Source organism: Amycolatopsis sp. NPDC088138, from assembly GCF_044741685.1.
Taxonomy (GTDB): Bacteria; Actinomycetota; Actinomycetes; order Mycobacteriales; family Pseudonocardiaceae; genus Amycolatopsis.
In genome coordinates this window covers 1-26,657 of the sequence record NZ_JBIUTB010000011.1, presented here as the reverse complement: position 1 = coordinate 26,657, position 26,657 = coordinate 1, and the positions used below count along the sequence as shown (strand labels likewise).

Below are 26,657 nucleotides of genomic sequence, written 5' to 3'. Positions count from 1 at the left end.
AATCGTTGCAGGACCGGGAGCCGCTGGAGAACGTCCGGCCGGTGACGTTGCCGACGACCAGCACCTGCTCACCGATGTTCCACAGATCCCGGGTTTGCACGCTCACCTTGCGGTGGGGCGGAAAGCCCGAGCCGGTCACCACGGATAACAGGTGAACTCGCCGAGCCGCCCCGCGGACCGGGAACTCCGCCCATCTCGGATCTCGGTGGCCCGGCCGGCTACTCCGGGCGTGCGGGGAGGTCGGCGAGGAACGTCGCGGGCACCGCATGCGGACGGCGGGGACCCCAGCCCCCGCCGGCGAACAGGACCACGCACGAGCGGCCCGTGCCACCGACCCACCCAGGCTGCGCGCGATCGAACGCCAACGGCGGCGGGCGGTGCCACAAGCTGGCTCCACCCCGCAGCCGAGCACCATCGCCGTCGCGGAACCGGACGACGTAGTCGAGCTTCCGCTCGGGATCCGCCGATGGCCCGGGGACCGCGGCCAGGGCGGCGAGGCACCCTGCCGGTTCCCTCACGATCACCGCCTGGACCGTCACGGCCCGCCAGCCGGTGCGCCGGACCGACTCGTAGCGCATCCACCACAGCACAGCCCCCGGCGTGAAGCACACCGACACCACGATCACCGCAAACGCACCGAACGCCAAGCCGTCGCTGCCGATGCCGTACGAGATCAGCAGAACCACCAGCCCGGCCACCCAGGCCATGCCGCACGCCGTCGTCCGCAATGCGCGTCAGGAGCCGCAGTTCGCCGTGTCGCCCGCCGGGTGCCGGGTGGGCACCTGCAGGGCCGCGCCGGGCCGGACCTGACGCACGCCGGCACCGCCGACGCTGACCGGGAGCGGCGGGCCGGAGCGCAGGGTCAGCTTCGTGGTCCGCTGGCCGACCGACAGATCGAACGTGCGGCCGTGCCACCTGACCCCGGTGATGTCCACCCCCGGCAGCTGCGGAGGCAGGAAGGGGTCGACGGTGACCGAGTCGGTCCCCCAGCGCAGCCCGGTGAACCCGTAGAGGAACTCCTGCAGGTAGCCGCCCTGGCCGGTGGTGAAGTCGAACGCTCCGCCGGTGCGGGTCTCGTACCACTGGTCGAACGGGGCGGCCAGGTACGGATCGGCGCTGTCGCGCAGGGACGTGTAGACGGCACAGCCCGGCGACCCGAGCGCGGCGCCGGCGATCGTGGCTATCGCGTCCGTCATGGACGGCCCGTCCGGGTCCGTGCGCGCCTTGTAGTAGTCCAGGTCGTGCTGGGCGAGACCGGGTGACATCGGCACCGCCCACGGGTACTGCAGCAGCGTGACGTCGGCCTGCTTGACGGTCTGCCCGGCGTACCCGTCGAACTCGGGGTGGATGTTCGCGCCCGCGTCCACCGGGATCTTCAGGCCGTCGGCGACCTTGCCCCACGCCGGATCGGCGGGGCGGCCGACGATGCCCGCGGCCCGGGTCGCGATGCGCAGGGAGGCTTGCGCGCCGGCGTTCGTGCTGGCGCTGTTGTCGACGTTGTCGTGGTACTCGTCCGCGCCCTTGACGTCGTTGATGACGTACCCGCCGGCCGGACCGGGCACGGCGCGCGTGGCCCAGTAGTCGGCGATGCCCTGCAGCACCGGCCACGCCTTGTCCCGAAGCCACGCCTTGTCGCCGGTCGCTTCGTAGTACTGCCACTGTGCCAAGGCGATATCGGAGTTGATGTGGATTTCCTGCTTGCCGTCCGGTGACCAGTCCGGGGTCGTCTCCTTGCCGGTCAGCGCGCTCTGCCACGGGAACTTGGCACCCTTGATCGGATGGTCCGGAGTGGACAGTGCCGCGGCGGCGGCCCGCGCCGCCGGCAACCGCTGCTGGCGGTAGGTGTTCGCGTCGGCGGCGATGTCGGGGTACTGCGCCAGCAGTGCCGGGTACATCCACGTTTCCATGTCCCAGAACACGTGCCCGCTGTAGCCGTCCGAGGACAACCCGCCCGGGCTGGCGCTCCAGACGACCCCGGCCCGCACGCTCGCGAGCAGGTAGAACATCGACGCGTGGACCTGTGCGGTCATGGTGGGGTCACCGGGGATCGAGATGCTCGACTGCCACAGCCGTGACCAGGCGTCGCTGTTGCGCGCCAGCGCAACCCGGTAGCCGTCGCCGGCGGCGCGGGCCGCGGTCCTCGCGGCGGCCTGGCCCGGGCTCGCGGCCACGAGCGGCCGGTCGGTGTCCACACTGGACGCCACGCCCACGTACTTGGTGATCCGCACCGGCACCCCGGCGCGGACCGCGAAGTCCGCGCGCTGGCCGACGCCGCCGTCGGTGGTCGCCTTGGTGGGCACGGTCTTCTCGTCGACGCGCAGCACGGAGCTCAGCCCGGCGGTGACCAGGTTCCCGTCGCTCACCACGGTCTGCGACAGCGTCGCGGTCCGGCCGTCCACCCGCGGGTCCGTCGTCGAGGCGTGGTCCAGGCCCCGGCCGTCGAACTCGTCGACGGCGGTGGCCGTCCCGCTCCAGTGCGGGACGGCCCGCACGCTCACGGTGCCGAGGTGCCCCTCCGCGCGGTTGGCGTTGACCTCGTAGTCGAAGCTGGTCGTGTCGCCCGCGGGCGAGGTCCAGTCGAACGACGTGGTCAGCACGCCGGTGCGCAGGTCGATCGCCTGCCGGTAGTGCGTGGTGGTGCCGACCGTCGCCGGAGCCACCTGGGTCGGTGGCTGTGTGCCGTCCGGGTAGACCGCGAGGTAGTCGACGTTCACCCGCGCCGTGTCCCCCGCGGCGACGGTGACCTCGAGGGTGTTCGCGCCCGCGGTCAGCGTCACCGGGACGGTCACCACCGCCCAGTCGTCCCAGGTCGCCAGGCTGGGCACGGTCAGCTGCCGCAGGGTGCCGTTCACTCCGATGTGGACGGTCTGCGGGCTGCCGCTGCCGTTGCCGTACCGCACGGCCAGCGTCGCCGGGCCGGCCGGCGCGTCCCGGATCGGGACGACGCCGGTGCCGCCGACCGTCGGGGTGTCGTTGGTGTTCAGCCCGGCCAGGTAGGCGCCGGCGACGGAGCCGGGGTGGGAGCTCTCGACGAACGCGCCCCCGGAGACCTTCCCGTACGCGGCCGGGCACAGCTGCCCGAACCCGCAGGACCACTGGCCGAGTCCGTAGACGTCGCTGCCGCGACCGAACCCGAGCGTCGTCCAGGTCGGCAGCCCGGCGCGTTCCTCCTGCCCGGCCGAGGGGGCGCCGTAGAAGCCGGCGAGCTGGGACTGGGTGACGATGGGCTTGCTGCTGTACCCGTGGCCTTCCGCGGGCACGCGCGCGCCGAGGTAGCCGTTGCCGACGAACGTCGGGGAGTAGTTCTTCGCCGGGTCGGTCGTGCTCAGCACCCAGCCGTCGCCACCACCGGACGGCTGCGGCGCGGGTGCGGCTACCGCCGGCACCGCCGTCGAGGCCAGGAGGAGGCATCCGACCGCCGCGCCGAAGCCGGCCCTGCTCTTGAACATGCCGCGTTTCTTCATCGAAACGGCACCTCCTCGGACCGGACGCGACGGGGTCAGCCGATGCGTCAATATGTTGCGGGCAACAACATATACGCCGGGCCGGGGTTGGTAAAGGCGCCGGATCCGGTGATCGACTCCCCGCGACGGCCGTTCGGACCGGTTATGCGTCCGGGGCGAGAACGATGCGGCCGTTCAGGTCGCGGTTCTCCATGCGCTCGTGGGCGGCAGCGGCTTGGGAGAAGGGGAACACGTCGATCTCGACGTCGGCCAGCCCGGCGACGACGGCCCGCACGGCCGCCTCGAGTGCGGGGCGCACCACCTCCGGGTGTGCCGGCAAGTACGCGCCGGCGTTGAACCCGGCCACGGCGATGTTCCGCAGCCAGAGCTGGTTGGTGTCGACCTGATGAGCCCAGTCCCCGCCGGCGTTGCCTCCGACTATCAAGCGGCCTCCCGGCGGCATCAGCTCGAGGCTCTGCGTCCGCACGGCACCGCCCACGGCGTCGACGACGACGTCGAACTGCTGACCGCCGAGCGCGCCGGGCAAGTCGGCGGAGTCGACGACCTGGTCGTAGGGCAGCTTGGTCGCCGAGGCCGCGGCGAGCTTGCTCGCCCGCACGGTGCCGACGACCCGCGACGCACCCAGCTGCCGCGCGATCCCGGGAAACGCCGCCGCGAAGCCACCCAGAGCGCCGTGCACGAGGACACGTTCGCCCGGGACCAGGTGGGCGATGCGCGTCAGGGCGACGTGCGCCATCGCCGCATTGGGCACGACCGAGACGGCCAGCGCGGGGTCGAGGTCGTAACCCTCGATCGAAATGGCCTTGGCCGCCGGGCCGACGTGCACCGAGGCGTAACCGCCGGTGCCCGTGCCCGACATCGACACCACCTTTTCGCCGACGCCGAACCCGGTCACGCCCTCCCCCAGCTCGCGTACCGTGCCCGCGACCTCGAGTCCCAAGGTGACGGGCGGCTGAGGCATCCCGGGCTGATCCTTGAACTGCCCCTTCCGGAAGAAGACGTCGATGAGCCCGACAGCCGAGTGGGTGACGTCGATGGCGATCTCGCCCGGTCCGGGGGCGGGGTCGGGCAGGTCGACGACCGAGAGCACCGACGGGTCCCCGAACGCGGTGGCTTGGACAGCCTTCATGAGCAAGACTCCTTCAAGTTAACGCACCTCGTGATGCGTTAACTCCGAACCTAGCACGTCCAACCCAGTTAACGCATCACCGCGTGCGCTAACCTTGCGTGATGAACCAGCGAGCCCGCTCCGCCGACGACAAGGCACGCCGTTCCGAAGCTCTCCTGGCCGCCGCCGAGTCGCTCGCGCTCGAGCTCGGCGGCGTCCGGTTCATCACCTTGGCGCCGGTCACCCAGCGAGCAGGTCTGCACCGGACGGGCGTACGGCGCTACTACGCCAGCAAGGAAGAGCTGCTGCTCGAACTCGCCGAACGCGGATGGCGCCAGTGGCGCGACGCGGTCAAGGACGAACTCGGCGACCGCACCGGCATGACACCGCGTGAGGTCGCGGCGGTCCTGGCGGACACGATCGCCGCACTGCCGGTGTTCTGCGACCTCTTGACCCACGTCACCTTGAGCCTCGAAGGCGACGTCGACCTGGAACGAGCGCGTCGGTACAAGACCAGCTCGTTCGCCGCGCACGACGAGATCGTGGCCGCGCTGGATCGGGCGAGTGAGATGACGGCCGCGCAGATCGGCGCCCTGGTGGCGGCCACCCTCTCCTTCGCCGCGAGCTTCTGGCAGGTGTCGCACCCCACGCCGACGCTCGCCGCGTTGTACGCGGAAGTGCCGCGCTGGGGCCACGTCGCGCTCGACTTCACCCCGAGACTCCGGACCCTCCTCGAGGCGACCGCCGTCGGGCTGGCCGGAACGGCGACCGGGCAGCCGACATCCGGCAGATCGAGGTAGCTCACCGGTGCACTGGGGAATCGCACCGGCCTCACCGACATCGGGTACCCCGCAGGCCGAGCACCCGTCCATTCCGGTGCCGCAGTCGCGGACGCTCGGTGGCTCCAGCGGCCTGGGGCACGGCCGGCCCGCGGGGAGCGGCCACCCCGGCTTCGAGGGCAGGCCGCCGCGGATCAGGTCGAGTGCGGTGACCCCGGCCGCGCAGGCGTGGTCGCCGGCGCCGGAAGCCACGCCCGCCGCCGTACGCCCTTGTCGGGGTCGTCGAGGAGCGGCTCGTGAACGCCGTGGTCACCACCTATCCGTCGCTGGACACGCGCCCCGCTCGTTCACACGCTGAAACGCCGCACGAAGCTCTGCCACCCTCGCATGTGGTTGATGAAGCGCTCGCTCAAGCCGCCGTCGCGCAGGTACTGCGCCGTCACCGGCAGCTCGGGGCTGTCGTGGCCGGGGTTCTCCCGCACCCGCAGGGGGAAGTCCCGCCGCAGGATCGCCGCCCTGCCGATCAGGACGAAGTCGCACCCTTCGTCCAGCAGCTGCCCCGCGCGCCCCGCGCTCATGATCTTGCCGGCCGTTCCCACCCGCACGCCTTTCCGAGGGAGGCCGGTGAAGACGCTGAGCATGGTCTGCCCCTTGAACGCCCCTCCCCGGACGATCTGCGCGGAGTCCCACAGGGCGAGGTCGAGGTAGTCGATCAACTCGTGGTCGAGAATCTCCGCGGTGATCTCGCGCAGTTCCTCCAGCTGCAGCCCGTAGCGTTCGACCGACAGGCGCCAGCCGATCTGGAAGTCCGGGCCGGTCACCCGGCGGATCCCCTCGATCACCTCGATCAGCAGACGGGCCCGGTTCTCGGTGCTTCCGCCGTACATGTCCTTGCGGTCGTTGAGTTCCGGGGACAGGAACTCCGACAGGATCCACCCGAACGCGCCGTGGAGCGCAACACCGTCGAACCCGGCTCGCTCCGCCCTCCTCGCGGCCGCGACGAAGCTGTCGCGAATCCGCTCGACCTCTTCGGTCGTGAGGGCTTTGACGCCCGGCAGCGTGGCAGCGGAGGCCGGAGCCGGAACGCCGAGTTCCGGATGAGCGCGATGGCCCGCGTGGTTCAGCTGCACCGCGGACAGGCCGCCGCCGTTGCGGATCGAGGTGGCCATCTCGGTCAGGCCGGGCAGGTGAGTGTCGGAGTGCACACCCAGCTGCCCCTCGTAGGAGATGCCGTCCGCCTCCACGCTGGCCGCCCCGGTCTGGATCAGCGCGTAGCCACCCTGCGCGACCTGCCTGATCCAGTCCTGGTCGAAGGGTGAGGCGGCACCGTCCGGCCGGCTCTGCTGGTTGGTGAGCGGCGCCAGCATGAAACGGTTCCTCATCGCCGGGCCGTGCAGCAGGGTGAGCGGTTCGAACAATCCGGGAACGGACATGGAGATCTCCAGGAAACGAGCGGGCTGAAACACAGCAAGCACGCCCAGGTTCCAACCTTCACACCAATGCGAATGCAAGGGACCGTCAGGAGTTTGTGACGAGGCTCAAAGAGTCACTGGGGGACGAGCGCGTCCAAATAGGCGTCGATCGCCTGCAGGTTCTTCGACAGGAACTCGAACCGCTCGGCCATGCGGCCGCGCTCCTCCCGGATCCGGCTCACGAAGTCCGGAGCGGGATACCGGGAGCTTGCCGCGTCGGCCAGGCAGGGCAGCACGGCCCTGATGATTTCGGTCGTCAGGCCCGCGTTCAGCAAGCTGCGAATCTGCTGGACCCGCGGGACCTGGGCCTCGTCGTAGTGGCGATAGCCGTTCTCCTCGCGCCTGGGACTGAGGAGCCCCTGTTCCTCGTAGTAACGCAGCAGCCGCGCGGAAACGCCGGTCCGGTCGGACAGCTCTTTGATCCTCATCACACCTCCCGGAAGTCCGCTTGCCTTCACATTGATGACAAGGTTGGAGTCTGATCGAGTCGCCGCGCGACCGCGGAGATTCCGATCATTTTAAGGAAAGTCGTGACCACCTCACAAGTCGGCGTTCCCACTATCTCGTCCACGGAACGTTTACCACTACAGCCTCTGATCGCGCTCTTCGCAGCGGGATTGATCACCACCTTGACCGAGGCACTGCCGGCGGGTGTGCTGCCGCAGATGAGCACCGCGCTGGGGGTCTCGGAATCCGTGACCGGCCAGACAGTCACGATTTACGCGGTCGGCACCCTGCTGACGGCGATTCCCGTCACCTTGGCCACCGCCTCGTGGCCGAGACGTCATCTGCTCCTGACCGCGCTCGCCGGATTCGTGGTCGCGAATCTGGTGACCGCCCTTTCTCTCGACTTCACCATCACGATGGGCGCGCGATTCATCGCGGGCGCCTCCTCCGGCGTCGTCTGGAGCCTTCTCGGCGGATACGCGGCACGCCTGGTCAGCCCCGGGCTCGGCGGACGGGCAATGGCGTTCGCCATGGCCGGCACCCCCGTGGCCCTCTCCCTCGGCGTCCCCGTGGGCGCGTACCTCGGCAAAGCGGTCGGGTGGCAGCTCACCTTCGGCGCCGTCACGGCCCTGACCGGGCTGCTGATCCTCTGGACCCTGTGGAGCCTGCCCAACTTCCCCGGGCAGAAGGCCGAGGACCGGGTACCGCTGCGCCGCATTCTCCGGCTGCACGGCATCCGCACCGTGCTCGCGGTGACGGGCGCGTTCGTGCTCGCACACACCATCCTCTACACCTACATCGCGCCGATCCTCACCGCCGCCGGCCTGCAGGACCAGGTGCAGTGGATCCTGCTCGACTTCGGCATCGCCTCGATCCTCAGCATCTGGCTCACCGGCGTACTCATCGACCGGCACCACCGCAAGCTGGTCGTCCTCAGCACCGCGCTCTTCGCCGTGGCCGCAGCAGTGCTCGCCGCGGCCACCTCCAGCCCCGTCGTCGACTACGTCACGGTCGCGGCGTGGGGACTCGCGTTCGGCGGAGCGGCCACCTTGCTGCAGTCGGCGCTGATGCGAGCCGCGGGCAAACACGCCGACGCCGCCCAGTCCTCGATGGTCACCACCTGGAACCTGGGCATCGGCCTCGGCGGGCTGGCCGGCGGCGCACTGCTCGCCGGCTTCGGCTCCGGGTCGCTCATCATCGCGGCCGTCGTGCTCCTGGTACCGACGGCACTCGTCGTGATTCTCGCCCGGAGCCATGCGTTCCCGACGCGAACCGCCACCTCCGGTCAGTAGCCACCACCATCGTCAGGAGACGTCCGTGTCCGTTTCGGATTTGTTCCGGCCACTCCCCCTTCTGCACGGCCCGGCGATGCGCAACCGTTTCATGCTGGCGCCGCTCACCAACCAGCAAAGCGCCCACGACGGTACGGCGTCCGTATTCGACCAGGACTGGATCAGGCAACTCGCCCAAAGCGACTACGCCCTGATCCAGACCTGCGCCACCACGGTCGAGGCCGGCGGCATCGGATTCGAGCGGCAGCTGGGCATCCACTGCGACGCCCACCTGCCCGGCCTGACCGAGATGGCCGGCTCGATCCGGGAAGGCGGCGGCCTGTCCGCGGTGCAGCTGCACCACGCCGGCCACCGCGCCCGCCCGGAACTGGGCGGAATTCCCTCTCCCGCATCCGATTCCACGGTGCCCGGCGTCAAAGCCCTCACGACCGAAGAAGTCGAGCGGATCCGCGACAGCTTCATCGCCGCCGCCCAGCGGGCCGAACAGGCCGGGTTCGACGGCGTCGCCGTCCACGGCGCCTTCGGCTGGATCCTGTCGGAATTCATGTCACCACTGCTCAACAACCGCACCGACAAGTACGGCGGCAGCACCGAAAACCGCGCCCGCCTCACCATCGAAGTCATCGAAGGAATCCGCCGGGCCTGCGGCCCCGACTTCCAGATCGGCTGGCGCCTGTCGGTCGAACGCTACGGGCTGAAACTCGAAGAACTGCGCGACATCACCGCCGAGATCCTCGACCACGAGCTGATCGACTACCTCGACCTGGCCCTGTGGGACTCCGCCCAAGTCGTCAAGGAAGGAACGTTTCGGGGGCAGCGCATGCTCGGCGTCTTCACCGGCCTTCCGCGAAAAGGCGTCCGCGTCGGCACCGCGGGTAAAATCATGAGCGCCGAGCGCGCCGGACAGCTGCTCGACGAAGGGTGCGACTTCGTGCTGATCGGCCGGGCCGGGATCCTCCAGCGGGACTTTCCCCGGCAGGTCAAGGCGAACCCGCGGTACGACAGCCCCCAGCTGCCGGTGACGGCGCACTACCTGCGCACCGGCGGGCTGAGCGAGCGCTTCATCAACCACATGCGGGGGTGGCCGAGCTTCGTCCAGCGAGCCAGCGTGTGAGCGACTCCCGCCATCGTTTCCCAGCCGACCCAAGGATCGTGAAAATGACCAAAAACGCCGACATCACCTTCTACTTCGACCCCATCTGCCCGTTCGCCTGGATGACCAGCAAGTGGATCCGGATCGTGCAGGCACAACGCGACTACACCGTCGACTGGCGGTTCATCTCCCTGCGCCTGATCAACGCGCACCTCGACTACGACACGCACTTCCCGCCGGAGTACGACGCCCAGCACACCGCGGGCCTGCGGCTGCTGCGCCTCGCCTCCGCGGCCCGGGAAATGCGCGGCCGCGAAGCGGTCGGCCCGCTCTACGCCGCCTACGGCGCGCGCATCTTCGAAGCCGGCCCCGACGAAGGCAAAACCCCCGGCTGGCAGGGCACCCCCGAACTCGCCACCGACGCTCTAGCCGAAGCCGGCCTGCCCGTCTCCCTCATCGGCGCCCTCGACGACACCACCCGCGACGCCGAAATCCAAGCCGAATCCGACGAAGCACTGTCGTTGACAGGCAAAGACGTCGGCACACCCATCATCCACTTCGAACCGCCGGCAGGTGTCGCCTTCTTCGGCCCGGTGATCAGCCGGCTGCCCGACGAGGAGCAGGCCGCAGAGTTGTGGGACCACGTCGTCGGCCTCGCTCGCTTCCCCGGCTTCGCTGAACTCAAGCGCAGCCTGCGCGAACGCCCGCAGCTCCCGTCCTTCGGCGTCACGGCAGACGAGACAGGCAAGACCGAGGACTGGCACGCGGGAAGCCGCCGGCTCAAGAAGTAGGCCCGCGGACGTCACGCCGGGTGGATGAGACGGCTTTCGTAGGCGAAGACCACGGCCTGGATCCGGTCGCGGAGCTCGAGCTTGTGCAGGATCCGCCCCAGGTGGGACTTCACGGTCGCCTCCGCGAGGTGCAGGGTGGCGGCGATCTCGGCGTTGGACCGGCCGGAGCCCACCTGGACGAGCACCTCGCGCTCACGGGCGCTGAGCCTGCTCAGCCGCTCGTCGCGGGCGGTGGCGGCGGCGTCGGGCAGGTGCGGGCGGAACTTCTCTAGCAAGCGGCGGGTGATGCGCGGGGAGACCACCGCGTCGCCGGCGGCCACGGCGCGGATCGCGGTGAGCAGTTCTTCGGGCCTGGTGTTCTTGAGCAGGAAGCCCGAGGCTCCGGCTTTGAGCCCGGCGAAGGCGTACTCGTCCAGGTCGAAGGTGGTGAGGATCAGGACCCGGGTCCGCGGGCAGCTCCGGATGATCTGCCGGGTCGCCTCGATTCCGTCGGTGATCGGCATGCGGACGTCCATGAGGACGACGTCGGGGCGCAGGTCGGTGGCGAGGCGGACGGCGTCGGCGCCGTCCTCGGCTTCGCCGACCGGTGCCAGGTCCGGCTGGGCCTCCAAGACCATGCTGAACGCCATGCGCAGCAACGCTTCGTCGTCGGCGATCAGGACGCGGATCGTCATGCGGGCGCCGCCGGGCCGCCGCCGAAGACGAGGCGGGTGTGCACTCCCCAGCCGCCACCGGGAAGCGGTCCGGCCAGCACCGTCCCCCCGTAGCCGGCCGACCGCTCGCGCATGCCGGTGATGCCGTTGCCGGCGTGGGTGACGGCGGAGGTCGCCGGCCCGGTGTCGGTGACGTCCACCGTGACGGTCTCGGCCGCGCACTCGATCCGGACCTTCGCGTGGGTGCCGGTGGGTGCGTGCTTGAACGTGTTGGTCAAGGCTTCCTGCACGAGGCGGTAGACGGTCAGTTGCGCGGTCGCGGGTATGTGCGCATGACCGCCGTCGATGTCGAGGCCGGTCGGGAGCCCGGCGGCGCACATCTGGCCGGCGAGGGCCTCCAGTTGCGCGATGCCGGGCAACGGGTGGCGCGCCGCGTCCGGCTCGCCGGTGCGCAGGACGCCGAGCGAACGCCGCATGTCGGTCAAAGCCTGCCTGCCGGTTTCGGAGACCTGGAGCATCGCGGCGGTGGCTTTGCCCGGCGACCGGTGCTGCGCGTGGACGGCGGCGTCGGTGAGCGCGACCATGACGGACAGGTTGTGGGTGACGATGTCGTGCATCTCCCGGGTGATCCGGGCCCGTTCCCCGGCAACGGCCCGGTCCCGCACGGCCTCCGCGTAGGCCCGGGCGGTCCGGTCGTTCAGCCCGAGGACGGCCGCGGCGACGACCATCGCGGTGAGCGCGGCGAACGGGGTCAGGAACGCCCCGTCCGTCGCCCAGCGCAGGCAGGCGAGGACGGCCCCGGTCTCCACCACGACGACGGCGGCGAGGGTGACGCGCTTACCCGAGTTCGCGGCCACCGTGTAGAGCGCCACCAGCAGGGCGATGTCCGCGGGCAGCTGGACGTCCACGAGCCACTGGACGGCGGCCGCGGCCGCCACCGCACCGAACACCGCGAGCGGGGCCCGGCGCCGCCACACCAAGGGCAACGCGAGTGCGGCGGTGAGTGTGGCGGCCACCGGCAGCTCGGCGGGTGCCCCCATGATCAGGACGTCGAGCAGGAGAACCGCGGGCAGCAGCGAGTCCCACACCCTCGGCGGCAGCCGGGACGGCCGGCGCCGCTCGATCATCACCGGGCGATCGTAAGCCGACGGCCCGCCGCGGCGCATGAGCCTGCCGTCTGACGGTGGCGAGCCGGAATGCGACCACAGGAGGAGTCCCGATACCTCCCGTGGTCGTAGTCCGGCCGCTGGTCCTGGTGCTCGGTTGCCACCGGAGACGGCACCGGGATCGCGACCCGGGGGCGATGCGGCCGCGCGGGTCCGGGGCCGAGCATGGCCGGGTGACCGAGATCATCACGGGACTGAACCTGTCCCCGCTGGAAGTCCTGACCTTGCTCAGTGCCCTCGCGCTGGTGGTGGCGCGCTGGCTGCCCGCCGCTGCCCGCCCGGGCGTCACCATCGCGGCGGGGGTGGTGTTCCTCCTGTCCGCGATCTGGCTCTGCGTGGCCGGGATCCGCTGGCAGCTGCTCCCGGTGGTGGCGGGCGCCGTCGTCGCGGCGCCGTTCGCCTTCTCCCCGCTGGTGCGAAGCCGTGCTCGGCGGGTCCGCCCGTGGCTGGCGCTGCCGGGATCGGTGGCCTGCGCCTGCCTGATCACCACCGGCCCCGCGGCGGCGTGGGCTTTTCCCGTCCCCGTCTTCCCCGCGCCCACCGGCGGCTTCGCGGTCGGCACCCGGGTGCTGCAGTGGACCGACCCGGACCGCCCCGAGACCTTCACCGCCGATCCGCGGGACCGGCGCACCGTCGTGGCCCAGCTCTGGTACCCCGCGCGGAACGGCCCGGCCGACGCACCGCGCGCCCAGTACCTCGGACGCACGGAGGACGAAGCGCGCACCGTCTCCGAAGCACTCGCCCGCGGGGTCGGCCTGCCGGGTTTCCTGTTCGACGGCGTCCCGCGCGCCCGCACCCACGCGATTCCCGACGCCCCCGTGGCCGGCGCAGGAGGACGGTTCCCGGTCGTGCTGTTCTCGCCGGGGTCCAGCGGGGCGCGCACCCAGAACACCGCGTGGGCGGAAGAGCTCGCCAGCCACGGCTACGTGGTCGCCGCGCTCGACCACCCGTACGACTCCGCCGCCGTCGTGCTCGCCGACGGCCGGACGATCACCAGCGCGACCGTCTCCACCGGCGACCGGGACGAGGACGACAAGCTGGCCGACGACTGGACGGCGATCCGGGCCGCCGACCTCGGCTTCGTGCTGACCCGGCTGGAGGGGCTCGACCGAGGTGACGGCGCCGACCCGCTGACCGGGCGCCTGGACACCGGCAAGGTCGCCGTGACCGGCCACTCCATGGGTGGTGCCGCCGCGCTGCAGGCGGCCCGGCGGGACCACCGGTTCGACGCCGTCATCGATCTGGACGGCTACCCTCGCGGCCCCCTGTCGCCGTCGCTCGGCCAGCCGACACTCGCCCTCACCCAGGCCATCACGCCGGCCAGCGATCCGCGCTACCTGCCTCGGCTCACCGAGGTGCTCATGCACGGCACGGCGACGAACTACCGGCTCACCATCCCCGGCGCCGCGCACCTCACCTTCACGGACGGTCCCCTGTACCTGCCGCCGGTACCCTCGATAGTCGGCTCTCTGGGCCGCACCGAGAGCCCGCGTGTCGTCGCCGCCGCCACTCTCGCATTCCTGGATTCCTTTCTGCGCAACGGATCCAGTGACCTGGCAGGCGCTCTGTCGACTTACGGCGAGCTCAGCGTGTCTCACTCTGGCAACGGTCGCTGACCCGGCTCAGGCTGGACGCGTTCAACGAGCTCGTCGCGGAACTCCCGCGCCGCCTGAAACTCCGGTTCATCGCCGGTCGCCCGCTTCAACGCACCTTCCAGGATCTTCAACCCCTGACGCTCGTCACCGCGCGCATCCGCCTGCCTCGCGGCGTCCTCCATCGCTTTGGCCAGCTTCGTCCGCGCCTCGGGTTCCTTGGCAGCCTTGGAGATCCGGATCCAGTTACCACCCGGGTCCACGACGGTGAACCCGGTGTACCGGTCGTTGCGCAGCCGCGGCCGGGTCATCCGCGGGATGCCCGAGACGAGCAGTTTCCCGTGCACAGAACGCATCCCCGCCGCGAACGCCTCGAACAACTCACCGGTGTCGGCCACGATGACCAGGCACGTGCTGTACGACTGCGCCGGGTCGTAGCCGTCCATCCCGAAGAAGTGCAGGTTGATGTCTTCCCGCCGCACCGCGACGTGCGGGTTCGGCCGCGTCTGCCGATAGGTGATCTCGAACCCGAGCATCTCGTAGAACGACGCGATCTCATCGATGGAAGGACAGGGCAGCAGCGGAATGGTCAGTTCGTTCGCCATCTCCCGAAGCTAAGCCCGGGACTGCCGAAACGACACGGAGGTATTTGCTCATGCGAACAGCGGTGGTCGTCCAGTGCTCATCGGTACCGGGCGGGCAAATCACACCGGCCGGCCTCGCCGGGCCGGACGTCACCAATGCGACCGCCGCGGACAGCGGGCCACCCCGGTTGACGTGCGACCATGCGGTGTGACAGATCACGCCCGCCTGAAGCACCTTCGCCTGGCCAAGGACGCGATGGACCGGGACTGGGCGAGCCCTCTCGACGTCGGCGTGATCGCCGCGCACGCCGGCTACTCCCGGTACCACTTCATCCGCGCGTTCAAGGACGCCTACGGCGAAACCCCCGGCCAGTACCTGTCGCGCCGCCGCATCGAGCGGGCGGAAGAGATGCTGCGCACGGCGAACCTCACGGTCACCGAGATCTGCGACCTGGTCGGCTTCACCAGTCTGGGCAGCTTCTCGACCCGGTTCAAGCGGGCCACGGGGATGACTCCGAGCGAGTACCGGGCACGGCACGTCGGCCGCGGTGCCGCCCTGATCCCGGGCTGCTACGCCCTGCTCTGGGCCGGCGGCTTCCCGAACTCGGACCCGGCGACCGGGCAGAGCAACTCTCGATAACGGTCCTGAGCGGCGTCCGGCCTACCGTCTCATCGCACCGGCACGCACCACCGAGGAGCACGACATGATCAAGGGACTGGCCATCTCCACCATCTGGGTTCTCGACCAGGACCGCGCCAAGGAGTTCTACACCGAAAAACTCGGCCTGGAACTGCGCACGGACATCACGATGGGCGACGGCGGCATGCGGTGGCTGACCGTCGGCGCCAAGAACCAGCCCGAGGTGGAGCTGACCCTCATGGTCCCCAGCCCGCCCGCCATGGACGCCGAATCCGCCGAAGCCATGAGGAAACTGATCGCCAAGGGCATCCTCGGCGCGGGAGTCCTCGCCACCGACGACGTGCACGGCGACTACCAGAAGCTCAGCGCGCGTGGAGTGCAGTTCCTGCAGGAACCCCAAGAACGCCCCTACGGCACCGAGGCGATCTTCCGCGACGATTCGGGAAACTGGTTCTCCTTCACCCAAAAACGCGAGGGCGACCTCGACCACGGCAAGGACTGGGCCTGACCGCCGTCAGACGGCAGGCTTGATCCGCAGAGGTGCGCTGACCTCGTGCAGGTGCGCCAGGACGTAGCGATACGACCGCAGCAGCCCGCACTGGGCGTAGTCGATGCCGTTCTCGGCGCAGAACCGGCGCACCAGCGGCTGGGCCCGGCGCAGGTTGGGCCGCGGCATGCTCGGGAACAGGTGGTGCTCGATCTGGTAGTTGAGCCCGCCGATGGCGAAGTCGACCCACGGCCCACCGCGGACGTTGCGGCTGGTGAGCACCTGCTTGCGCAGGAAGTCGAGCTTCGTCTCGTCCGTGTAGGTCGGCATGCCCTTGTGGCCGGGCGCGAACGAACAGCCCATGTACACGCCCCACAGTCCCTGGTGCACGGCGATGAAGGCGACCGCCACCGGCGGGGACAGCACGACGAACACCGCGGTGAGGTAGATCGCGAGGTGCGCGAACAGCAATGCCGCTTCGCGCTTGCGGAACTCGACCTCATTGCGCCGGACCGCGGTGACGGCGGCCCAGTGCAGGCTCAGCCCTTCGAGCAGCAGCAGCGGGAAGAACAGCGCCGACTGGTGGCTGGCGGTCCAGTGGAAGAGCCCGCGCCGGCCATCGGTCTGGCCGCGGGTGAAGGCCAGCAGCGGGATGTCGAGGTCGGGGTCGTCGTCCTCGTGGTTGGGGTTGGCGTGGTGGCGGGTGTGGTTGCCCATCCACCAGCCGTAGCTCATCCCGACGATCCCGCCGAGGGCGTAGCCGACCCGGTCGTTGGCCCGGCGGCTGCGAAAGATCTGCCGGTGCCCGGCGTCGTGCCCGAGGAACGCGAGCTGGGCGTACATCACGGCGAAGAACACCGCGCTGCCCAGCTGCCACCAGGAGTCGCCCAGCAGGACGAACCCCGCGCAGCCGGCGGCGAAGACCAGCACGGTGAGGCTGATCTTCGCGAAGTAGTAGCCGTGACGCCGGTTCATCAGGCCCGCGTCCCGGAGGACCCGAGACAGATCGGGGTAGCTGCCGGAGCCGGCGATCGCTGGTGTCGCCCGTGAGAGAGCAGGCATTCTCTTCCTTCCGCCGAACCTCGCGTCGCCGAGGTCCGGGGCAACACTTCCTGGGTCCCGGGTTCCCGGCCGGACCGCGGGACAAACGGATCACCGCGACAAAGCTCAGCTGGTTCCCGTCAGGTGCGCGTAGGCGACGATGTTGTCCAGGTAGCTGCGTGCCGTGCGGTCGAACTCGCCGCCGCAGGTGACCAGCCGCAGCCCCGCGTACTCGACCGCGCCGTAGACGTCCTCGGCCGGGAAGCTGCTCTTCGGGTACTGGCGCAGGGCGTCGACGGTGAACGTCGCCGTCCTGCCGTCGCTGCGCCGGACGGTGACCTGGGCCCCGGGCGTGAGCTTCGACAGCCGGTAGAACACCGCCGGCCCGCGGTAGGAGTCGATGTGTCCCAGGATGACCGACGCGCCCGCCTCGCCCGGGGTCGGCCCGTAGTCGTACCACCCCGCCCGGCTGAAGTCCTTGGGCGACTCGACGGTCCGGTCGGGGTTGAGCCCCAGCGACAACAGCGAGCTGTCCACGCCGATGCTGGGCACCTGGATCGAGACCGGCGTCGAGCGGGACAACGGCACGGTCGGGCGGGGAGCCGGCCGGCCGGTGGACGTCGTGGGCGGCGGGGCCGCCGTCGTGGTCGGCGCGGGGATGCGGCCGGCCGCGGCGACGGGGTCCTGGCCGGACGTGTGGGTGACACCGGCCCAGACCAGGCCGCCGCCGGCCAGGGCCAGCACGACGGCGAGCACGAGCAGGAGCCGCCGCCGGCGGGCGCCGAAGCGACGCCCGCCGGCTTCGGGAACCTGGTCAGCCACGGGTTTCTTCGTCGCCGGAGCGGCGATGGCGCCCCACGGCCACGGCCGCCGCGCCGGCGACCAGAACCGCGCCGGTGGCGGTGAGGGCGACGCCGGCCGGGTCGTCGCTCGAACCGCCGGCCCCCATCGCCGGTGCGCCCTTCGGCACGGTCGGCGTGGCGACCAGGTACGGGGCGACCGCGGCGAGCACCGTGGCCTTGTCCTTCGGGGTCTCGGTGGTGCCCATGAAGACCCCGCCCTTGGCCGGCAGGCCGAGCAGGTTCCCGACGACGGCCGCGTGCCGCGCTTCGACGCCGAAGATGCCCGCCGCCGCCTGCAGGATGGTCTTGTCCTTGATGAAACCGGCCGCGCCGAGGTAGGCACCGACACCGACGTTCTCGAAGGTGTGACTGGCGGTCAGGAAGCTCATGCGGTTCTCGAACGCGGCCCCGAAGTTCACCATCGGCGCTTCGACCGGGGTCCCGCCCAGCTTCTTGATCGTGTCGGTCAGGGTCGTGACGTGCGACTCCTCGTCGGACTGGATCTTCTTGAGGTAGTCGGCTTCGGCGCCCGACAGTGAAACGGCTTTGTTGCCTTGGACGTAGAAGGCCGATTCGAGGTACTCCAACGTCAACGCGTAGTTGAGGACGTCGAGGTCGCTCCCGAAGTCACCGGCCTGGGCCAAAGCCCAGCGGTTGTTGAGCGCGCCGAGCGCCAGCTGGGGCAACACCTCGGTGGCCTGCCCGTGGATGAGATCACGCCTGTTCATGTGTGCTTTTCCTTACGAGGTCGGGAAGTCAGGAGAGGAACGGCTTGACGACGGCGAGGACTTCGTCCTTCGTCCGCTGCTTCTCGATGGGAGCGGGGAACGGCTCCCCGCCCATGAGCGCGGCCAGCACGGCCGCGTGCCGCGACTCGACACCGGCGATGGACGCGGCCGCGCCCAGCACGTCGCCGCTCTTGATCAGCCCGACCTGGCCGTGGTACGCGGTCACCCCGACCTCTTCGAAGGTGGACGCCGCTTTCAGGAAGCCCGCCTTGTCCTTGAACGTCTCGTCCGGGTACTTGATCGCCGGCTTGGCGACCGGGGTGCCGCCGAGCTGCTTGATCAGCGCGGTGACCGCGGTGACGTGCGCGCTCTCGTGGTCGGCGATCTCGGTGATGAGCTCGAGTTCGCGGCCGGTGACGAGGTTCTTGGCCAGGCCCATGGTGTAGAAGTCCGACTCCAGGTATTCGAGCGTCAGCGCGTAGTTGAGGATTTCGAGATCCCCCGCGTCGCCCGCGGCCGGCGCGGCGATCGCCGAGGTCACCACCGATCCCAGTCCGCCGGCGACCAGCGTCGCGCCGACCCCGACCAGTCCGGCCATCCGGAGGAAGGCCCGGCGGTCGGTCTCGTGGGCGATTCCCAGCACCGGCTTCCCGCCGAAGACCCTGTCGTTCCTGAACGATCGCATTCGACATCACGCTCTCTACGCGCTGCGTGCGGCCCGGGGCCGCGCAGGCTCGTTGGGTGAGTTCCAGCGGAACGATGTCCACCGACGAGTCTGGTTCGTAGACACCCCCGATCGGGTTTACCCGGCCAGTCGCTCACCACCGAGGATCACTCCGATGGCCTAGTGCTCTCGCTACCGGCGTGCGTGATTCGCCTCCGGAACCAAGCTCGGCGCCGCAACGCCTCGAACAACTCGTGGATGCAGCCCAGCCCCCGCTGCTCGAAACGTGTTCACGTTTGCCGGACTGCCGAGGCTGGAACCACATCATGGAAGAACTGCTCGAACGGGTCGCCGGCGGAGACAGATCCGCCTTCGAACGGCTGTACCGAGAGTTCTTCGGCCTGGTGTTCCACACCGTGTTCGCGGTGGTGCAGGACCACGCCCAGTCCGAAGAGGTCGCCCAGGAAACGTTCCTCGAGCTGTGGGCCACCGCGGGGCGGTTCAACGGGACGCAGGGCACCGGCGCCCGCTGGGTCACGATGATCGCGCGCCGCCGGGCCGTCGACCGGGTGCGGGCGGCGCAGGCGGCCCGGGAGCGCGACACGCTGATCGCCCGCCAGGCGCTGATCCCGACCGAACCGGATCCCAGCGAGCGCGTGCTGAACGGTGCCGAGGTCCACCAGATCCGTGACGCACTCGCGAAACTGACCCCGGACCAGCGGACTCTGCTGACCCAGGCCTACATCGACGGCGTTGCCTACCGGGAAATCGCCGTCACGCTCGGGATTCCGGTCAACACGGTGAAGTCGCGGGTCCGGCTGGCCGCGGCCAAGCTGCGGGAGCTGATCCCGCGTTGACCACCGGTTATCCGAGAACGCCCGTGACGTTCGCGCGCGCGGCGCCCAGGCCGACGTAGACCCCGGCCCACGCCCGGTCCACATCGGACGGTGCGGCGCCGTCGCAGTAGGTCTTGCGCCCGTTGCTGGTGTAGTACCGCAGCAGCGGAAGGGTTTCGTCCGTGCGGATCCGGTCCGGGTCCCGGTAGCGGGCGCCGGGCTCGGCCTGCTGGTGCTTCATGCAGCTGACCGGCTGGTTGCCCTCGTTGTCGAACACCGGCCCCGGATCGGGCGGGGCGGCCGAGCACCCGGCGATCAGGAGACAGCAGGCCAGGGCGGGGATCGTGCGCATCGTCATCCGTTTCCCGTCGCGGCGCGGACGGCCAGGCCGAGCCCGACCACCAGCACCAGTGTCGCGGTGAGCACCGGCATCCAGCCCGACAGCCGGGCTGCCCTGGCTCGCAGGCGGTCCATGCGGCGCATCGTTTCCAGGCGGTCGCGCAACCGGACCAGGATCAGGCCGACGGCGGTCAGCGTGGCGGCCATGCCGAAGCCGTAACCGAAGACGAGCAGCACGCCGAACCAGGTACGCCCGAGGGCGACCGCGCCCAGCAGCACCACCAGCGCCGACGGGCTCGGGACCAGCCCACCGGCGATGCCCATCCCGACCAGCCCGCCGCGTCCGAAACCGTGCCCGTGGCCGTGCCCGTGCCCGTGGCCATGTCCGTGTCCGTGGCCGTGCGCATGTCCGTGGCCGTGGGTTTCCGCGACGGCGCCGACGGAGACCAGGACCGGTTCCTCGTGTACCTGCCTGGCGCGGGTGCGCAGCGCCGAGAACAGCAGCCAGGCACCGATGCCCATGACCAGCAGGCCGCTCGCCACGCCGAGCCAGCTCAGCACGCTTTCCCCCGCGAGCGCGCTCGATCCGCTGATGACCAGGCCGAGCAGCAGCACCCCGGCGGTGTGGGTCACCGTCACCGTCGCGCCCACGACGAGCGCGTCACGGGTCGATCCCCGCTTCCCGGCGAGGTAGGCGGCGATCAGCGTCTTGCCGTGCCCGGGCAGCGCGGCGTGGGACGCACCGAGAAGCAGTGACAGCAGCACGGCGAGCGCCCCCACCGCCGGCGTCAGGTCCTTGCTGCCGACGAGTTCGGTGAACGTCCGGGTGACGACGCCGACGACCGCGTCCAGCGGCCCGAGGTGCGGGGCGGCATCGGCGACGGCTCCTCCGCCGGCACCGGGTTCGACGCGCAGGGTGGCTTCCCGGACGTCGAGCGGGTCGGCCAGCAGGTCGTCGGGGTAGGCCCGGAGCTCGTTGCTGACGCTGGTGCTCGGCAGCCCGGTGTCCGGGAGCCGGACGCCGTCGCCGACGGCGGTCATCTCGCGCCAGCCGATCCGGTCGGTGCGGAACTCGTCGCGGATCGACAGCGTCGCGGCCCGGTCCAGCCGCGCGGGCGCCGACATCGCGCAGGTGAGCCTGCTCGTGGCGAGCCCCGCCTGGCCCGGCGGGAATTCGAGGGTGCTCGAGCGCAGTGTCCACGGCACGAGCCCGCCGTCGACCGAGGTGGGGGTGGCGGCCATCAGGGCGGTGCAGTCGACGGCCGCGCGGACGCCGGCCTCCGCGGCACCGACGACCCCGTTGTGGTCGGTGTCGACGGCCGGCTTGTCCTGGACGGTCGGGATCTCCGCACTGTCCACAACAGACAAGAGGTCGATACTGCCGGGCCGCAGCGTCAGGCCGTCGTAGTGGTTGACCGTGAAATTTCCCAGAGGATGCGCCTCGGCCGCGGGTGCGGCGAACACCACCAAGCCGAGCACGATCGGCACGAGCGCCAGCAACCGCTTCATCGGGCCGCCTTGAGCCGGTCGAGTGTCCGTCGCGCGTCGGGTGCGCCCACCGGCGAGAAGTACGGGTTGGTACCCAGCGCGTCCGACAGCGCCGAGACGGCGTCGCTCGTGCGGCCCAGGGCCGCGAGCGTCATGCCGCGGTGGTAGGCGAAGGCCGCGGTGCGCCCGCCGAGGGCCGCGGCGCGGTCGAGGTAGGGAAGGGCTTCGGCGTCACGGCCGTTGAGGTGCAGGGCCCAGCCGAGCGCGTCGGCGACGAGCACGTTCTGTCGTCGCCCCCATTCGGCCTGCGCGTGGGTCAACGCTCCGGCCTTGTCACCGCGGCTCGCGGCGACGGCGGACGCGGTCAGGTCGTCGGTGACCCCGGCGGCGGCGAAGAGCCGCTGCTGGCTTTCGAGCACCGCGTACTGCTGCTCGGCCTCGGGCATGCGGCCGGCGGCGACGAGCAGGTCGGTGTACTCCTGCAGGTACTGCGGCAGCGGCACCCGGGCGACGATGCCGCGGTAACCCGCGAGGGCGTCGTCGACCTGGCCGCGTGCGGCGGCGACCTTGGCCTTGCCCTCCAGCAGCGAGACGTTCTGCGCGTCGACGGCCAGGCCTTGGTCGTATTCGGCCGCGGCGTCGTCGAGCTTGCCGGAGTTGAACGCGAGTTCGCCGAGGTAATAGCGGCAGAACGCGACGTCGCTCGGACTGGTGGCGTCGGCGACCGCGCGTTGCAGGGCCGCCCGGGCGTCGTCGATCCGGCCGTGCAGCTCGAGGTCGTAGGAGGCGCGGGTGAAGGAGGAGACGCCGGGCTTGTGGTCGAGCATCCGCTGGATCGCGTCGGTGGCCGCGCCGGCGTCGCCGAGCTGGGTCAGGGCGTCGGCGAGCACCCCGTAGGACTCGGCGGTGTCGGGCAGCGCCGCTTCCGCGCGTTCGCCCCAGGTCTTGCCGGCGGCGAAGTCGTGGCGGGCGTTGGCGAGCGCGCCCATGCCGATCAGCGCCGGGCCGTTGCCGTCGGGCTGCTGCTGCAGCGACTTCTCCAGCGCGCCCTGGGCTTTCGGGTAATACGCGGGGTCGGCGGTGATCCGGGCCTGCTCGACGTAGGCGGTGCCCAGCTGCGCCCAGGTGAGCGGATCCTGCGGTGTCCGGCGGAGCTTGTCCTGCGCGACGCCGATGCTGTGGGCGAGCGTGTCCTGGGCGACGGGAACCGGCGCCGGCCCCGCGGACGGCGTGGCCTGACCGGCCGACACGCTGGCGACGAGCACCACCGCGCCGGCGACCAGGACGACGACGGCGAAGATCCGGCGTGACCGGGTGGAGCGTTCGGACATTCGGGGACCTCACGGCCGGACGCCGGTGGCGGGTGCCGGACACCAGCCACCGGCGTCGGTGGACTTATTCGGCCGCGGTACCGGGACGGCGGCGCAGCAACCACACGCCGGACCCAAGCAGCACCGCAGCGGCCAGGCCGCCGAGCGCGGGCTTGACCGGGAACGAGGTGCCGGCAGCGGGACCGGCGGCTCCTCCGGACGTGGCACCTCCGCCGACGGCCCCGCCTCCGCCGCCACCGCCCGCGTTCACCGCGGAGTTGTGCGGCAGCGCGACGTACGGGAAGGCGCTCCCGAACGGCACGTCGTTGGCGTTCACCTTGTCCCCGGTCGCCAGCGCCGGGACGATGACGCCGGTCTGGGCGGCGCCTTCGAGGGCCTGGACCTCGATGTCGACGACGTCGTCGGTGAGCCGGCGCCCGTTCGGGAAGCCCTGCAGGTCACCGGCGAGGACGCCGAGCCGGTTCGGGTTCGCCGCGACCGGCACCGCGGTGTTGAGCCGCAGCATCTCCGACGGGGTGAACTTCTTGGCGTTGACGTCGGCGTTGTTCAGCTGCGAGTTGAGGTCCGCCTTGATCGGGCCGCCGGCCTTGGTGGTGACGCCGGTCAGGAAGATCTCGGCCAGGTCGTTGCGCGGGGTCGCGGGGGCCGGCAAGCCGTAGATGGCCTGGATCAGCTTGGGCACCTCGGGTGAGGTCACGCGGTCGACCAGCTCCGGGACGTTGTGGTCCTGGTCCGGGGTGAGCGCGTTGAACTTGTCCTTGAGCCCGGCGGGCACGACGACCTCGTTGACCAGCGGGTTTCCCAGCCGTGACACCTGGACGTACGGGCCGGCCTGGGTCTCCTTACCCGGGGTCTTGATGCTCAGCGACTGCCGTTCGGTGTCGCTCCACACGCCGATCACCGGGTTGCGGGCCGCGTTGCCGTTCAGCGCCAGCGCGGACTTCGGCACCTGCAGCGCGATGGTGTTGACGTTGTAGCCCCGGAGGGTGTCCTGCCCGACCTCGGACAGGTTGCCGCCGTAGAGCAGGTCGAAGACGCGCAGGTCGAGGAAGAAGGCGTCGTCGGCCTGGCCGGCGAAGCTCTTGCCGCCGCCGGGCAGGTTCGTCACGGCCTGGTCGCGCAGCGCCCCGTAGTTCGGCATCGACGCCGCACCGGTGTTCGACGGCGCGGTCTTGCCGGAGTGCACCACGTTCTTCGAACGGCCGTACTTGTCGATGACGTCCAGGTCGTAGCTCTGCCGGAACAGCAGGTTCGGGTCGTCGAGCGAGGTGACCGGGCCGTTGTTGTAGAGGAACGTCGACTTGCCGCGGCGGTCGTCGGTCTTGAACGTCCACCGGTAGGTGAGATCCGGCTTGGCGTCGCCGTCGCTGTCGATGTTGATGTCGTAGTGGGCGTCGGTGGCCCACGGGTAGAAGTTCGGGCCGCCGTTGGGTTCCTCGAACGGGTACCAGTTCGCGACCAGGGTGACCGTGTCCGGCTTGTCCGGGCTGACGAAGGCGTAGACGTCGGTGTTGTCGACCGGCGGGTCCCCGGCGATGAGCGGTGCTTCGCGGTGGCTCGAGGCGGCGGCGGGATCGGTGCCCAGGCCGATCAGCGCGCTCGTGAGCACCACACTCCCCACCGCGAGCAGCGAGAGTCCGGCACGCCGGGTCCGGCGGGACGGGAGCAGTACTGGCATGCAGCAGACCTTTCGCAGACGGCACCGTCGCCGGTGCCGTTCCGGGTTGCTCCCGCCCGATGCGGAAACAGCCTCCGGGCCCGTTTTCCGGGCAAGCACGAACACATTCGGAGACGTCTGTGGTCCGGTTCACTCCCGAATGGATGAATATCCCGGCGTTGCTTTCTGCCTGTTCATCTGTCTAGTGTCGCAGGCGTTCTCCGCTCAGCTGTGTCCCCGAAACCGAGGCGGCGATGAGCATGCTCCCGAAAACCACCACCGGCCGGCGGGCGTTGTCGCGCCGCGACCGGATGTCCATCGCGGGCATGGCCGCGGTCGTCCTGCTGCTCAACCTGCTCGGCTGGGGCGTGCTCGGCCTGGTCGTCGCGCCCCACCACTACGCGCTCGGCACCACCGGGGTGTTCGGCGTGGGGCTGGGCGTCACCGCGTTCACCCTCGGCATGCGGCACGCGTTCGACGCCGACCACATCGCCGCCATCGACAACACCACGCGCAAGCTCATCGCCGACGGAAAACAACCGCTGTCCGTGGGATTCTGGTTCTCCCTCGGCCATTCGACCGTCGTTTTCCTGCTGTGCCTGCTGCTTTCCCTGGGTGTTCGCGCACTCGCCGGCCAGGTGGCCGACGACGGTTCCGGCCTGCACCGGACGACCAGCCTGATCGGCACCTCCGTCTCCGGCGTGTTCCTGTACCTGATCGCGATACTCAACCTCGTCGTCCTGGCCGGCATCCTCCGCATCTTCCGCCGGATGCGGCACGGCGACTTCGACGAGGCCGAACTGGAACAGCAGCTGGACAAGCGGGGATTCCTGAACCGGATCCTCGGCAACGTCACCAAGATGATCCGCAAGCCGTGGCACATCTACCCGGTCGGTGTCCTCTTCGGACTCGGTTTCGACACGGCCACCGAGATCGGCCTGCTCGTGCTCGCCGCCGGCGCGGCGGCGTTCTCCCTGCCCTGGTACGCCATCCTGGTGCTCCCGGTCCTGTTCGCGGCGGGCATGACCCTGTTCGACGCGGCCGACGGCTGCTTCATGAACTTCGCCTACGCCTGGGCGTTCGCGAAGCCCGTCCGCAAGATCTTCTACAACCTCGTCATCACGGCGCTCTCCGTCGCGGTCGCCCTCGTCATCGGCACGATCGAGCTGCTCTCCCTGCTCGTCGACGAGCTGGGCTTCACGACCGGGCCGCTCGCCGCCATCGCCCAGGTCGACCTGGACCACGTCGGCTTCGTCATCGCCGGGCTCTTCGTCGTCACCTGGCTGATCGCCCTCGCTGTGTGGCGCTACGGGCACATCGAAGAGAAGTGGGCTCCGCGGTCCTCTCCGTTGCAGCCGGAGACGAGCCGGAACTGAGCCGGCGACCCGCTAGCAGATCGGCGTCTCGAGGCCTGCTCACCCTCACTCCCCCGTCAGTTCCGGCCCAGGACCTCGGCGAGCTCCGACAGCAGCGCGGCCTTCTTCTTCGCGCCGACGATGTGCTTCACCGGCTTGCCGCCCTGGAACAGGATCAGCGTCGGCAACGACATCACCTGGTAGCCGAGAGCGGTGTCGGGATTGTCATCGACGTTCAGCTTCACGAACGTCACGCCGTCACCCTGCTCGGCCTCGATCTCTTCGAGCACCGGGGTGACCTTCTTGCACGGCCCGCACCAGGTGGCCCAGAAGTCGACGAGAACAGGCTTGTCGCTCTGCAGGACGTCGGCGGCGAAAGTGGCGTCGGTGACTTCGTTCATGATTTCTCCTCGGATTTTGTCTCGGCGAGCCAGCGTTCCGCGTCGATCGCCGCGCTGCAGCCCGAACCGGACGCGGTGATCGCCTGCCGGTAGGTGCGGTCCACCAGGTCACCGGCGGCGAAAACACCACCCGACACGTCCAAGGTCGACTCGGAGCCGTCCTGGGTGTCCTTCAGCTTCAAGGCCTCGACCTTGGTGTCCCCGACAACGCCGGTGATCTGCGAATTCAGCTTCCACTTGATCTTCTCGTTCGCGCGGGCACGCTCGAGCATGATCTTCGACGCGCGGAACTCCTCACGCCGGTGCACCACCGTGACGGACTTCGCGAACTTCGTCAGGAAGGTCGCCTCCTCCATCGCCGAGTCGCCACCACCGGCGACCACGATGTCGTGATCGCGGAAGAAGAA

Annotated in this window: 27 protein-coding genes; 9 read left to right on the top strand and 18 right to left on the bottom strand. The window is 70.2% G+C overall.

The genetic code is table 11. The features are described from left to right. Positions 1-218: 218 nt before the first annotated feature. From ACIOD2_RS47735 to ACIOD2_RS47725, 3 genes are all read right to left on the bottom strand, one after another. Positions 219-707: a hypothetical protein gene (locus tag ACIOD2_RS47735; RefSeq protein ID WP_400552507.1), complete on the bottom strand. Its 489-nt coding sequence runs from the start codon at positions 705-707 to the stop codon at positions 219-221. Between the two features lie 27 nt (positions 708-734). Further along, positions 735-3,464 (bottom strand): glycosyl hydrolase family 65 protein, encoded by a 2,730-nt coding sequence (locus tag ACIOD2_RS47730; protein WP_400552506.1) that lies wholly within the window; start codon positions 3,462-3,464, stop codon positions 735-737. Positions 3,465-3,606: 142 nt separating this feature from the next. Then, positions 3,607-4,593 carry a zinc-binding alcohol dehydrogenase family protein gene (locus ACIOD2_RS47725; protein WP_400552504.1) on the bottom strand — a complete coding sequence of 329 codons (987 nt, stop codon included), beginning with the start codon at positions 4,591-4,593 and terminating at the stop codon, positions 3,607-3,609. A gap of 101 nt (positions 4,594-4,694) precedes the next feature. Here ACIOD2_RS47725 and ACIOD2_RS47720 point away from each other — a divergent pair, with 101 nt between their 5' ends. Beyond that, positions 4,695-5,372, top strand: a complete 678-nt coding sequence (locus ACIOD2_RS47720) for a hypothetical protein (RefSeq protein ID WP_400552503.1) — start codon at positions 4,695-4,697, stop codon at positions 5,370-5,372. A gap of 326 nt (positions 5,373-5,698) precedes the next feature. Here the strand turns inward: ACIOD2_RS47720 and ACIOD2_RS47715 are convergent, their stop codons facing one another. Together ACIOD2_RS47715 and ACIOD2_RS47710 are read right to left on the bottom strand one after the other, a co-directional pair. Continuing rightward, entirely contained in the window at positions 5,699-6,862 is a 1,164-nt protein-coding gene (locus ACIOD2_RS47715) for an NADH:flavin oxidoreductase (RefSeq protein ID WP_400552501.1), read from the bottom strand. A gap of 35 nt (positions 6,863-6,897) precedes the next feature. Then, positions 6,898-7,251 (bottom strand): MerR family transcriptional regulator, encoded by a 354-nt coding sequence (locus ACIOD2_RS47710; protein WP_400552499.1) that lies wholly within the window; start codon positions 7,249-7,251, stop codon positions 6,898-6,900. Positions 7,252-7,353: 102 nt separating this feature from the next. Between ACIOD2_RS47710 and ACIOD2_RS47705 the strand changes: the two genes are divergently transcribed. Genes ACIOD2_RS47705 through ACIOD2_RS47695 form a run of 3 tightly spaced genes read left to right on the top strand, consistent with a single transcriptional unit; the run spans position 7,354 to position 10,446 of the window. After that, entirely contained in the window at positions 7,354-8,562 is a 1,209-nt protein-coding gene (locus tag ACIOD2_RS47705) for an MFS transporter (RefSeq protein ID WP_400552497.1), read from the top strand. Next, positions 8,525-9,676 carry an NADH:flavin oxidoreductase gene (locus ACIOD2_RS47700; protein WP_400552495.1) on the top strand — a complete coding sequence of 384 codons (1,152 nt, stop codon included), beginning with the start codon at positions 8,525-8,527 and terminating at the stop codon, positions 9,674-9,676. Before ACIOD2_RS47705 ends, ACIOD2_RS47700 begins: the two co-directional genes overlap by 38 nt. 44 nt (positions 9,677-9,720) lie before the next feature. Further along, positions 9,721-10,446 carry a hypothetical protein gene (locus tag ACIOD2_RS47695; RefSeq protein ID WP_400552493.1) on the top strand — a complete coding sequence of 242 codons (726 nt, stop codon included), beginning with the start codon at positions 9,721-9,723 and terminating at the stop codon, positions 10,444-10,446. 11 nt (positions 10,447-10,457) lie between these two features. On the opposite strand, the gene ACIOD2_RS47690 is transcribed toward ACIOD2_RS47695, so the two are convergent. Next, complete coding sequence (locus tag ACIOD2_RS47690) at positions 10,458-11,120, bottom strand: response regulator (protein WP_400552491.1); 663 nt, start codon at positions 11,118-11,120, stop codon at positions 10,458-10,460. Then, positions 11,117-12,226: a sensor histidine kinase gene (locus ACIOD2_RS47685; RefSeq protein ID WP_400552779.1), complete on the bottom strand. Its 1,110-nt coding sequence runs from the start codon at positions 12,224-12,226 to the stop codon at positions 11,117-11,119. Before ACIOD2_RS47685 ends, ACIOD2_RS47690 begins: the two co-directional genes overlap by 4 nt. A gap of 212 nt (positions 12,227-12,438) precedes the next feature. Between ACIOD2_RS47685 and ACIOD2_RS47680 the strand changes: the two genes are divergently transcribed. Further along, a complete protein-coding gene (locus ACIOD2_RS47680) occupies positions 12,439-13,881 on the top strand; it encodes an alpha/beta hydrolase family protein (protein WP_400552489.1) in 1,443 nt (480 codons plus the stop codon). Here the strand turns inward: ACIOD2_RS47680 and ACIOD2_RS47675 are convergent. Continuing rightward, positions 13,860-14,462 (bottom strand): hypothetical protein, encoded by a 603-nt coding sequence (locus ACIOD2_RS47675; protein WP_400552488.1) that lies wholly within the window; start codon positions 14,460-14,462, stop codon positions 13,860-13,862. The genes ACIOD2_RS47680 and ACIOD2_RS47675 overlap by 22 nt on opposite strands. Before the next feature lie 187 nt (positions 14,463-14,649). On the opposite strand from ACIOD2_RS47675, the gene ACIOD2_RS47670 reads away from it, so the two are divergent. Further along, positions 14,650-15,081, top strand: a complete 432-nt coding sequence (locus ACIOD2_RS47670) for a helix-turn-helix transcriptional regulator (protein WP_400552486.1) — start codon at positions 14,650-14,652, stop codon at positions 15,079-15,081. A 64-nt stretch (positions 15,082-15,145) separates the two neighbouring features. Continuing rightward, entirely contained in the window at positions 15,146-15,589 is a 444-nt protein-coding gene (locus tag ACIOD2_RS47665) for a VOC family protein (RefSeq protein ID WP_400552484.1), read from the top strand. 6 nt (positions 15,590-15,595) lie between these two features. On the opposite strand, the gene ACIOD2_RS47660 is transcribed toward ACIOD2_RS47665, so the two are convergent. The 4 genes from ACIOD2_RS47660 to ACIOD2_RS47645 all read right to left on the bottom strand — a co-directional run bounded on the left by ACIOD2_RS47660 (position 15,596) and on the right by ACIOD2_RS47645 (position 18,864). Continuing rightward, positions 15,596-16,630 carry a fatty acid desaturase family protein gene (locus ACIOD2_RS47660; RefSeq protein WP_400552482.1) on the bottom strand — a complete coding sequence of 345 codons (1,035 nt, stop codon included), beginning with the start codon at positions 16,628-16,630 and terminating at the stop codon, positions 15,596-15,598. Positions 16,631-16,735: 105 nt separating this feature from the next. Further along, the gene (locus ACIOD2_RS47655) at positions 16,736-17,431 is read right to left on the bottom strand and encodes a class F sortase (RefSeq protein WP_400552480.1); all 696 of its coding nucleotides are present in this window, start codon (positions 17,429-17,431) and stop codon (positions 16,736-16,738) included. Next, a complete protein-coding gene (locus ACIOD2_RS47650; RefSeq protein ID WP_400552479.1) occupies positions 17,424-18,179 on the bottom strand; it encodes a ferritin-like domain-containing protein in 756 nt (251 codons plus the stop codon). Before ACIOD2_RS47650 ends, ACIOD2_RS47655 begins: the two co-directional genes overlap by 8 nt. A 28-nt stretch (positions 18,180-18,207) precedes the next feature. After that, complete coding sequence (locus tag ACIOD2_RS47645; protein WP_400552477.1) at positions 18,208-18,864, bottom strand: ferritin-like domain-containing protein; 657 nt, start codon at positions 18,862-18,864, stop codon at positions 18,208-18,210. Between the two features lie 305 nt (positions 18,865-19,169). Between ACIOD2_RS47645 and ACIOD2_RS47640 the strand changes: the two genes are divergently transcribed. Continuing rightward, positions 19,170-19,700, top strand: coding sequence for a sigma-70 family RNA polymerase sigma factor (locus tag ACIOD2_RS47640; protein ID WP_400552475.1), 531 nt, complete (start codon positions 19,170-19,172; stop codon positions 19,698-19,700). Between the two features lie 7 nt (positions 19,701-19,707). Here the strand turns inward: ACIOD2_RS47640 and ACIOD2_RS47635 are convergent, their stop codons facing one another. The 4 genes from ACIOD2_RS47635 to ACIOD2_RS47620 form a co-directional block, all read right to left on the bottom strand. After that, a complete protein-coding gene (locus ACIOD2_RS47635) occupies positions 19,708-20,031 on the bottom strand; it encodes a hypothetical protein (RefSeq protein ID WP_400552473.1) in 324 nt (107 codons plus the stop codon). Between the two features lie 2 nt (positions 20,032-20,033). Further along, positions 20,034-21,527: a nickel/cobalt transporter gene (locus ACIOD2_RS47630; protein ID WP_400552472.1), complete on the bottom strand. Its 1,494-nt coding sequence runs from the start codon at positions 21,525-21,527 to the stop codon at positions 20,034-20,036. After that, a complete protein-coding gene (locus ACIOD2_RS47625; protein ID WP_400552471.1) occupies positions 21,524-22,837 on the bottom strand; it encodes a tetratricopeptide repeat protein in 1,314 nt (437 codons plus the stop codon). Before ACIOD2_RS47625 ends, ACIOD2_RS47630 begins: the two co-directional genes overlap by 4 nt. Positions 22,838-22,901: 64 nt before the next feature. Further along, positions 22,902-24,515 carry a DUF4331 domain-containing protein gene (locus ACIOD2_RS47620; RefSeq protein WP_400552469.1) on the bottom strand — a complete coding sequence of 538 codons (1,614 nt, stop codon included), beginning with the start codon at positions 24,513-24,515 and terminating at the stop codon, positions 22,902-22,904. A gap of 290 nt (positions 24,516-24,805) precedes the next feature. Here ACIOD2_RS47620 and ACIOD2_RS47615 point away from each other — a divergent pair, with 290 nt between their 5' ends. Further along, positions 24,806-25,870 (top strand): HoxN/HupN/NixA family nickel/cobalt transporter, encoded by a 1,065-nt coding sequence (locus ACIOD2_RS47615; RefSeq protein ID WP_400552777.1) that lies wholly within the window; start codon positions 24,806-24,808, stop codon positions 25,868-25,870. 56 nt (positions 25,871-25,926) lie between these two features. On the opposite strand, the gene trxA is transcribed toward ACIOD2_RS47615, so the two are convergent. After that, positions 25,927-26,250 (bottom strand): thioredoxin, encoded by a 324-nt coding sequence (trxA, locus tag ACIOD2_RS47610; protein WP_400552467.1) that lies wholly within the window; start codon positions 26,248-26,250, stop codon positions 25,927-25,929. Then, positions 26,247-26,657 (bottom strand): NAD(P)/FAD-dependent oxidoreductase (locus ACIOD2_RS47605; RefSeq protein WP_400552465.1); only part of this gene is annotated, 411 nt, incomplete at its 5' end. The genes ACIOD2_RS47605 and trxA, both read right to left, overlap by 4 nt.

Excerpts from the sequence above, each read along its gene's own strand:
- ACIOD2_RS47645 (WP_400552477.1), bottom strand. The coding sequence starts at position 18,864 with ATGCGATCGTTCAGGAACGACAGGGTCTTCGGCGGGAAGCCGGTGCTG.
- ACIOD2_RS47710 (WP_400552499.1), bottom strand. The coding sequence starts at position 7,251 with ATGAGGATCAAAGAGCTGTCCGACCGGACCGGCGTTTCCGCGCGGCTG.
- ACIOD2_RS47620 (WP_400552469.1), bottom strand. The coding sequence starts at position 24,515 with ATGCCAGTACTGCTCCCGTCCCGCCGGACCCGGCGTGCCGGACTCTCG.
- ACIOD2_RS47665 (WP_400552484.1), top strand. The coding sequence starts at position 15,146 with ATGATCAAGGGACTGGCCATCTCCACCATCTGGGTTCTCGACCAGGAC.
- ACIOD2_RS47735 (WP_400552507.1), bottom strand. The coding sequence starts at position 707 with ATGGCCTGGGTGGCCGGGCTGGTGGTTCTGCTGATCTCGTACGGCATC.
- ACIOD2_RS47615 (WP_400552777.1), top strand. The coding sequence starts at position 24,806 with ATGTCCATCGCGGGCATGGCCGCGGTCGTCCTGCTGCTCAACCTGCTC.
- ACIOD2_RS47625 (WP_400552471.1), bottom strand. The coding sequence starts at position 22,837 with ATGTCCGAACGCTCCACCCGGTCACGCCGGATCTTCGCCGTCGTCGTC.
- ACIOD2_RS47690 (WP_400552491.1), bottom strand. The coding sequence starts at position 11,120 with ATGACGATCCGCGTCCTGATCGCCGACGACGAAGCGTTGCTGCGCATG.
- ACIOD2_RS47730 (WP_400552506.1), bottom strand. The coding sequence starts at position 3,464 with ATGAAGAAACGCGGCATGTTCAAGAGCAGGGCCGGCTTCGGCGCGGCG.
- ACIOD2_RS47640 (WP_400552475.1), top strand. The coding sequence starts at position 19,170 with ATGGAAGAACTGCTCGAACGGGTCGCCGGCGGAGACAGATCCGCCTTC.
- ACIOD2_RS47685 (WP_400552779.1), bottom strand. The coding sequence starts at position 12,226 with ATGATCGAGCGGCGCCGGCCGTCCCGGCTGCCGCCGAGGGTGTGGGAC.
- ACIOD2_RS47695 (WP_400552493.1), top strand. The coding sequence starts at position 9,721 with ATGACCAAAAACGCCGACATCACCTTCTACTTCGACCCCATCTGCCCG.
- ACIOD2_RS47725 (WP_400552504.1), bottom strand. The coding sequence starts at position 4,593 with ATGAAGGCTGTCCAAGCCACCGCGTTCGGGGACCCGTCGGTGCTCTCG.
- ACIOD2_RS47650 (WP_400552479.1), bottom strand. The coding sequence starts at position 18,179 with ATGAACAGGCGTGATCTCATCCACGGGCAGGCCACCGAGGTGTTGCCC.
- ACIOD2_RS47630 (WP_400552472.1), bottom strand. The coding sequence starts at position 21,527 with ATGAAGCGGTTGCTGGCGCTCGTGCCGATCGTGCTCGGCTTGGTGGTG.
- trxA (WP_400552467.1), bottom strand. The coding sequence starts at position 26,250 with ATGAACGAAGTCACCGACGCCACTTTCGCCGCCGACGTCCTGCAGAGC.
- ACIOD2_RS47700 (WP_400552495.1), top strand. The coding sequence starts at position 8,525 with ATGCGTTCCCGACGCGAACCGCCACCTCCGGTCAGTAGCCACCACCAT.
- ACIOD2_RS47675 (WP_400552488.1), bottom strand. The coding sequence starts at position 14,462 with ATGGCGAACGAACTGACCATTCCGCTGCTGCCCTGTCCTTCCATCGAT.
- ACIOD2_RS47635 (WP_400552473.1), bottom strand. The coding sequence starts at position 20,031 with ATGCGCACGATCCCCGCCCTGGCCTGCTGTCTCCTGATCGCCGGGTGC.
- ACIOD2_RS47720 (WP_400552503.1), top strand. The coding sequence starts at position 4,695 with ATGAACCAGCGAGCCCGCTCCGCCGACGACAAGGCACGCCGTTCCGAA.
- ACIOD2_RS47660 (WP_400552482.1), bottom strand. The coding sequence starts at position 16,630 with ATGCCTGCTCTCTCACGGGCGACACCAGCGATCGCCGGCTCCGGCAGC.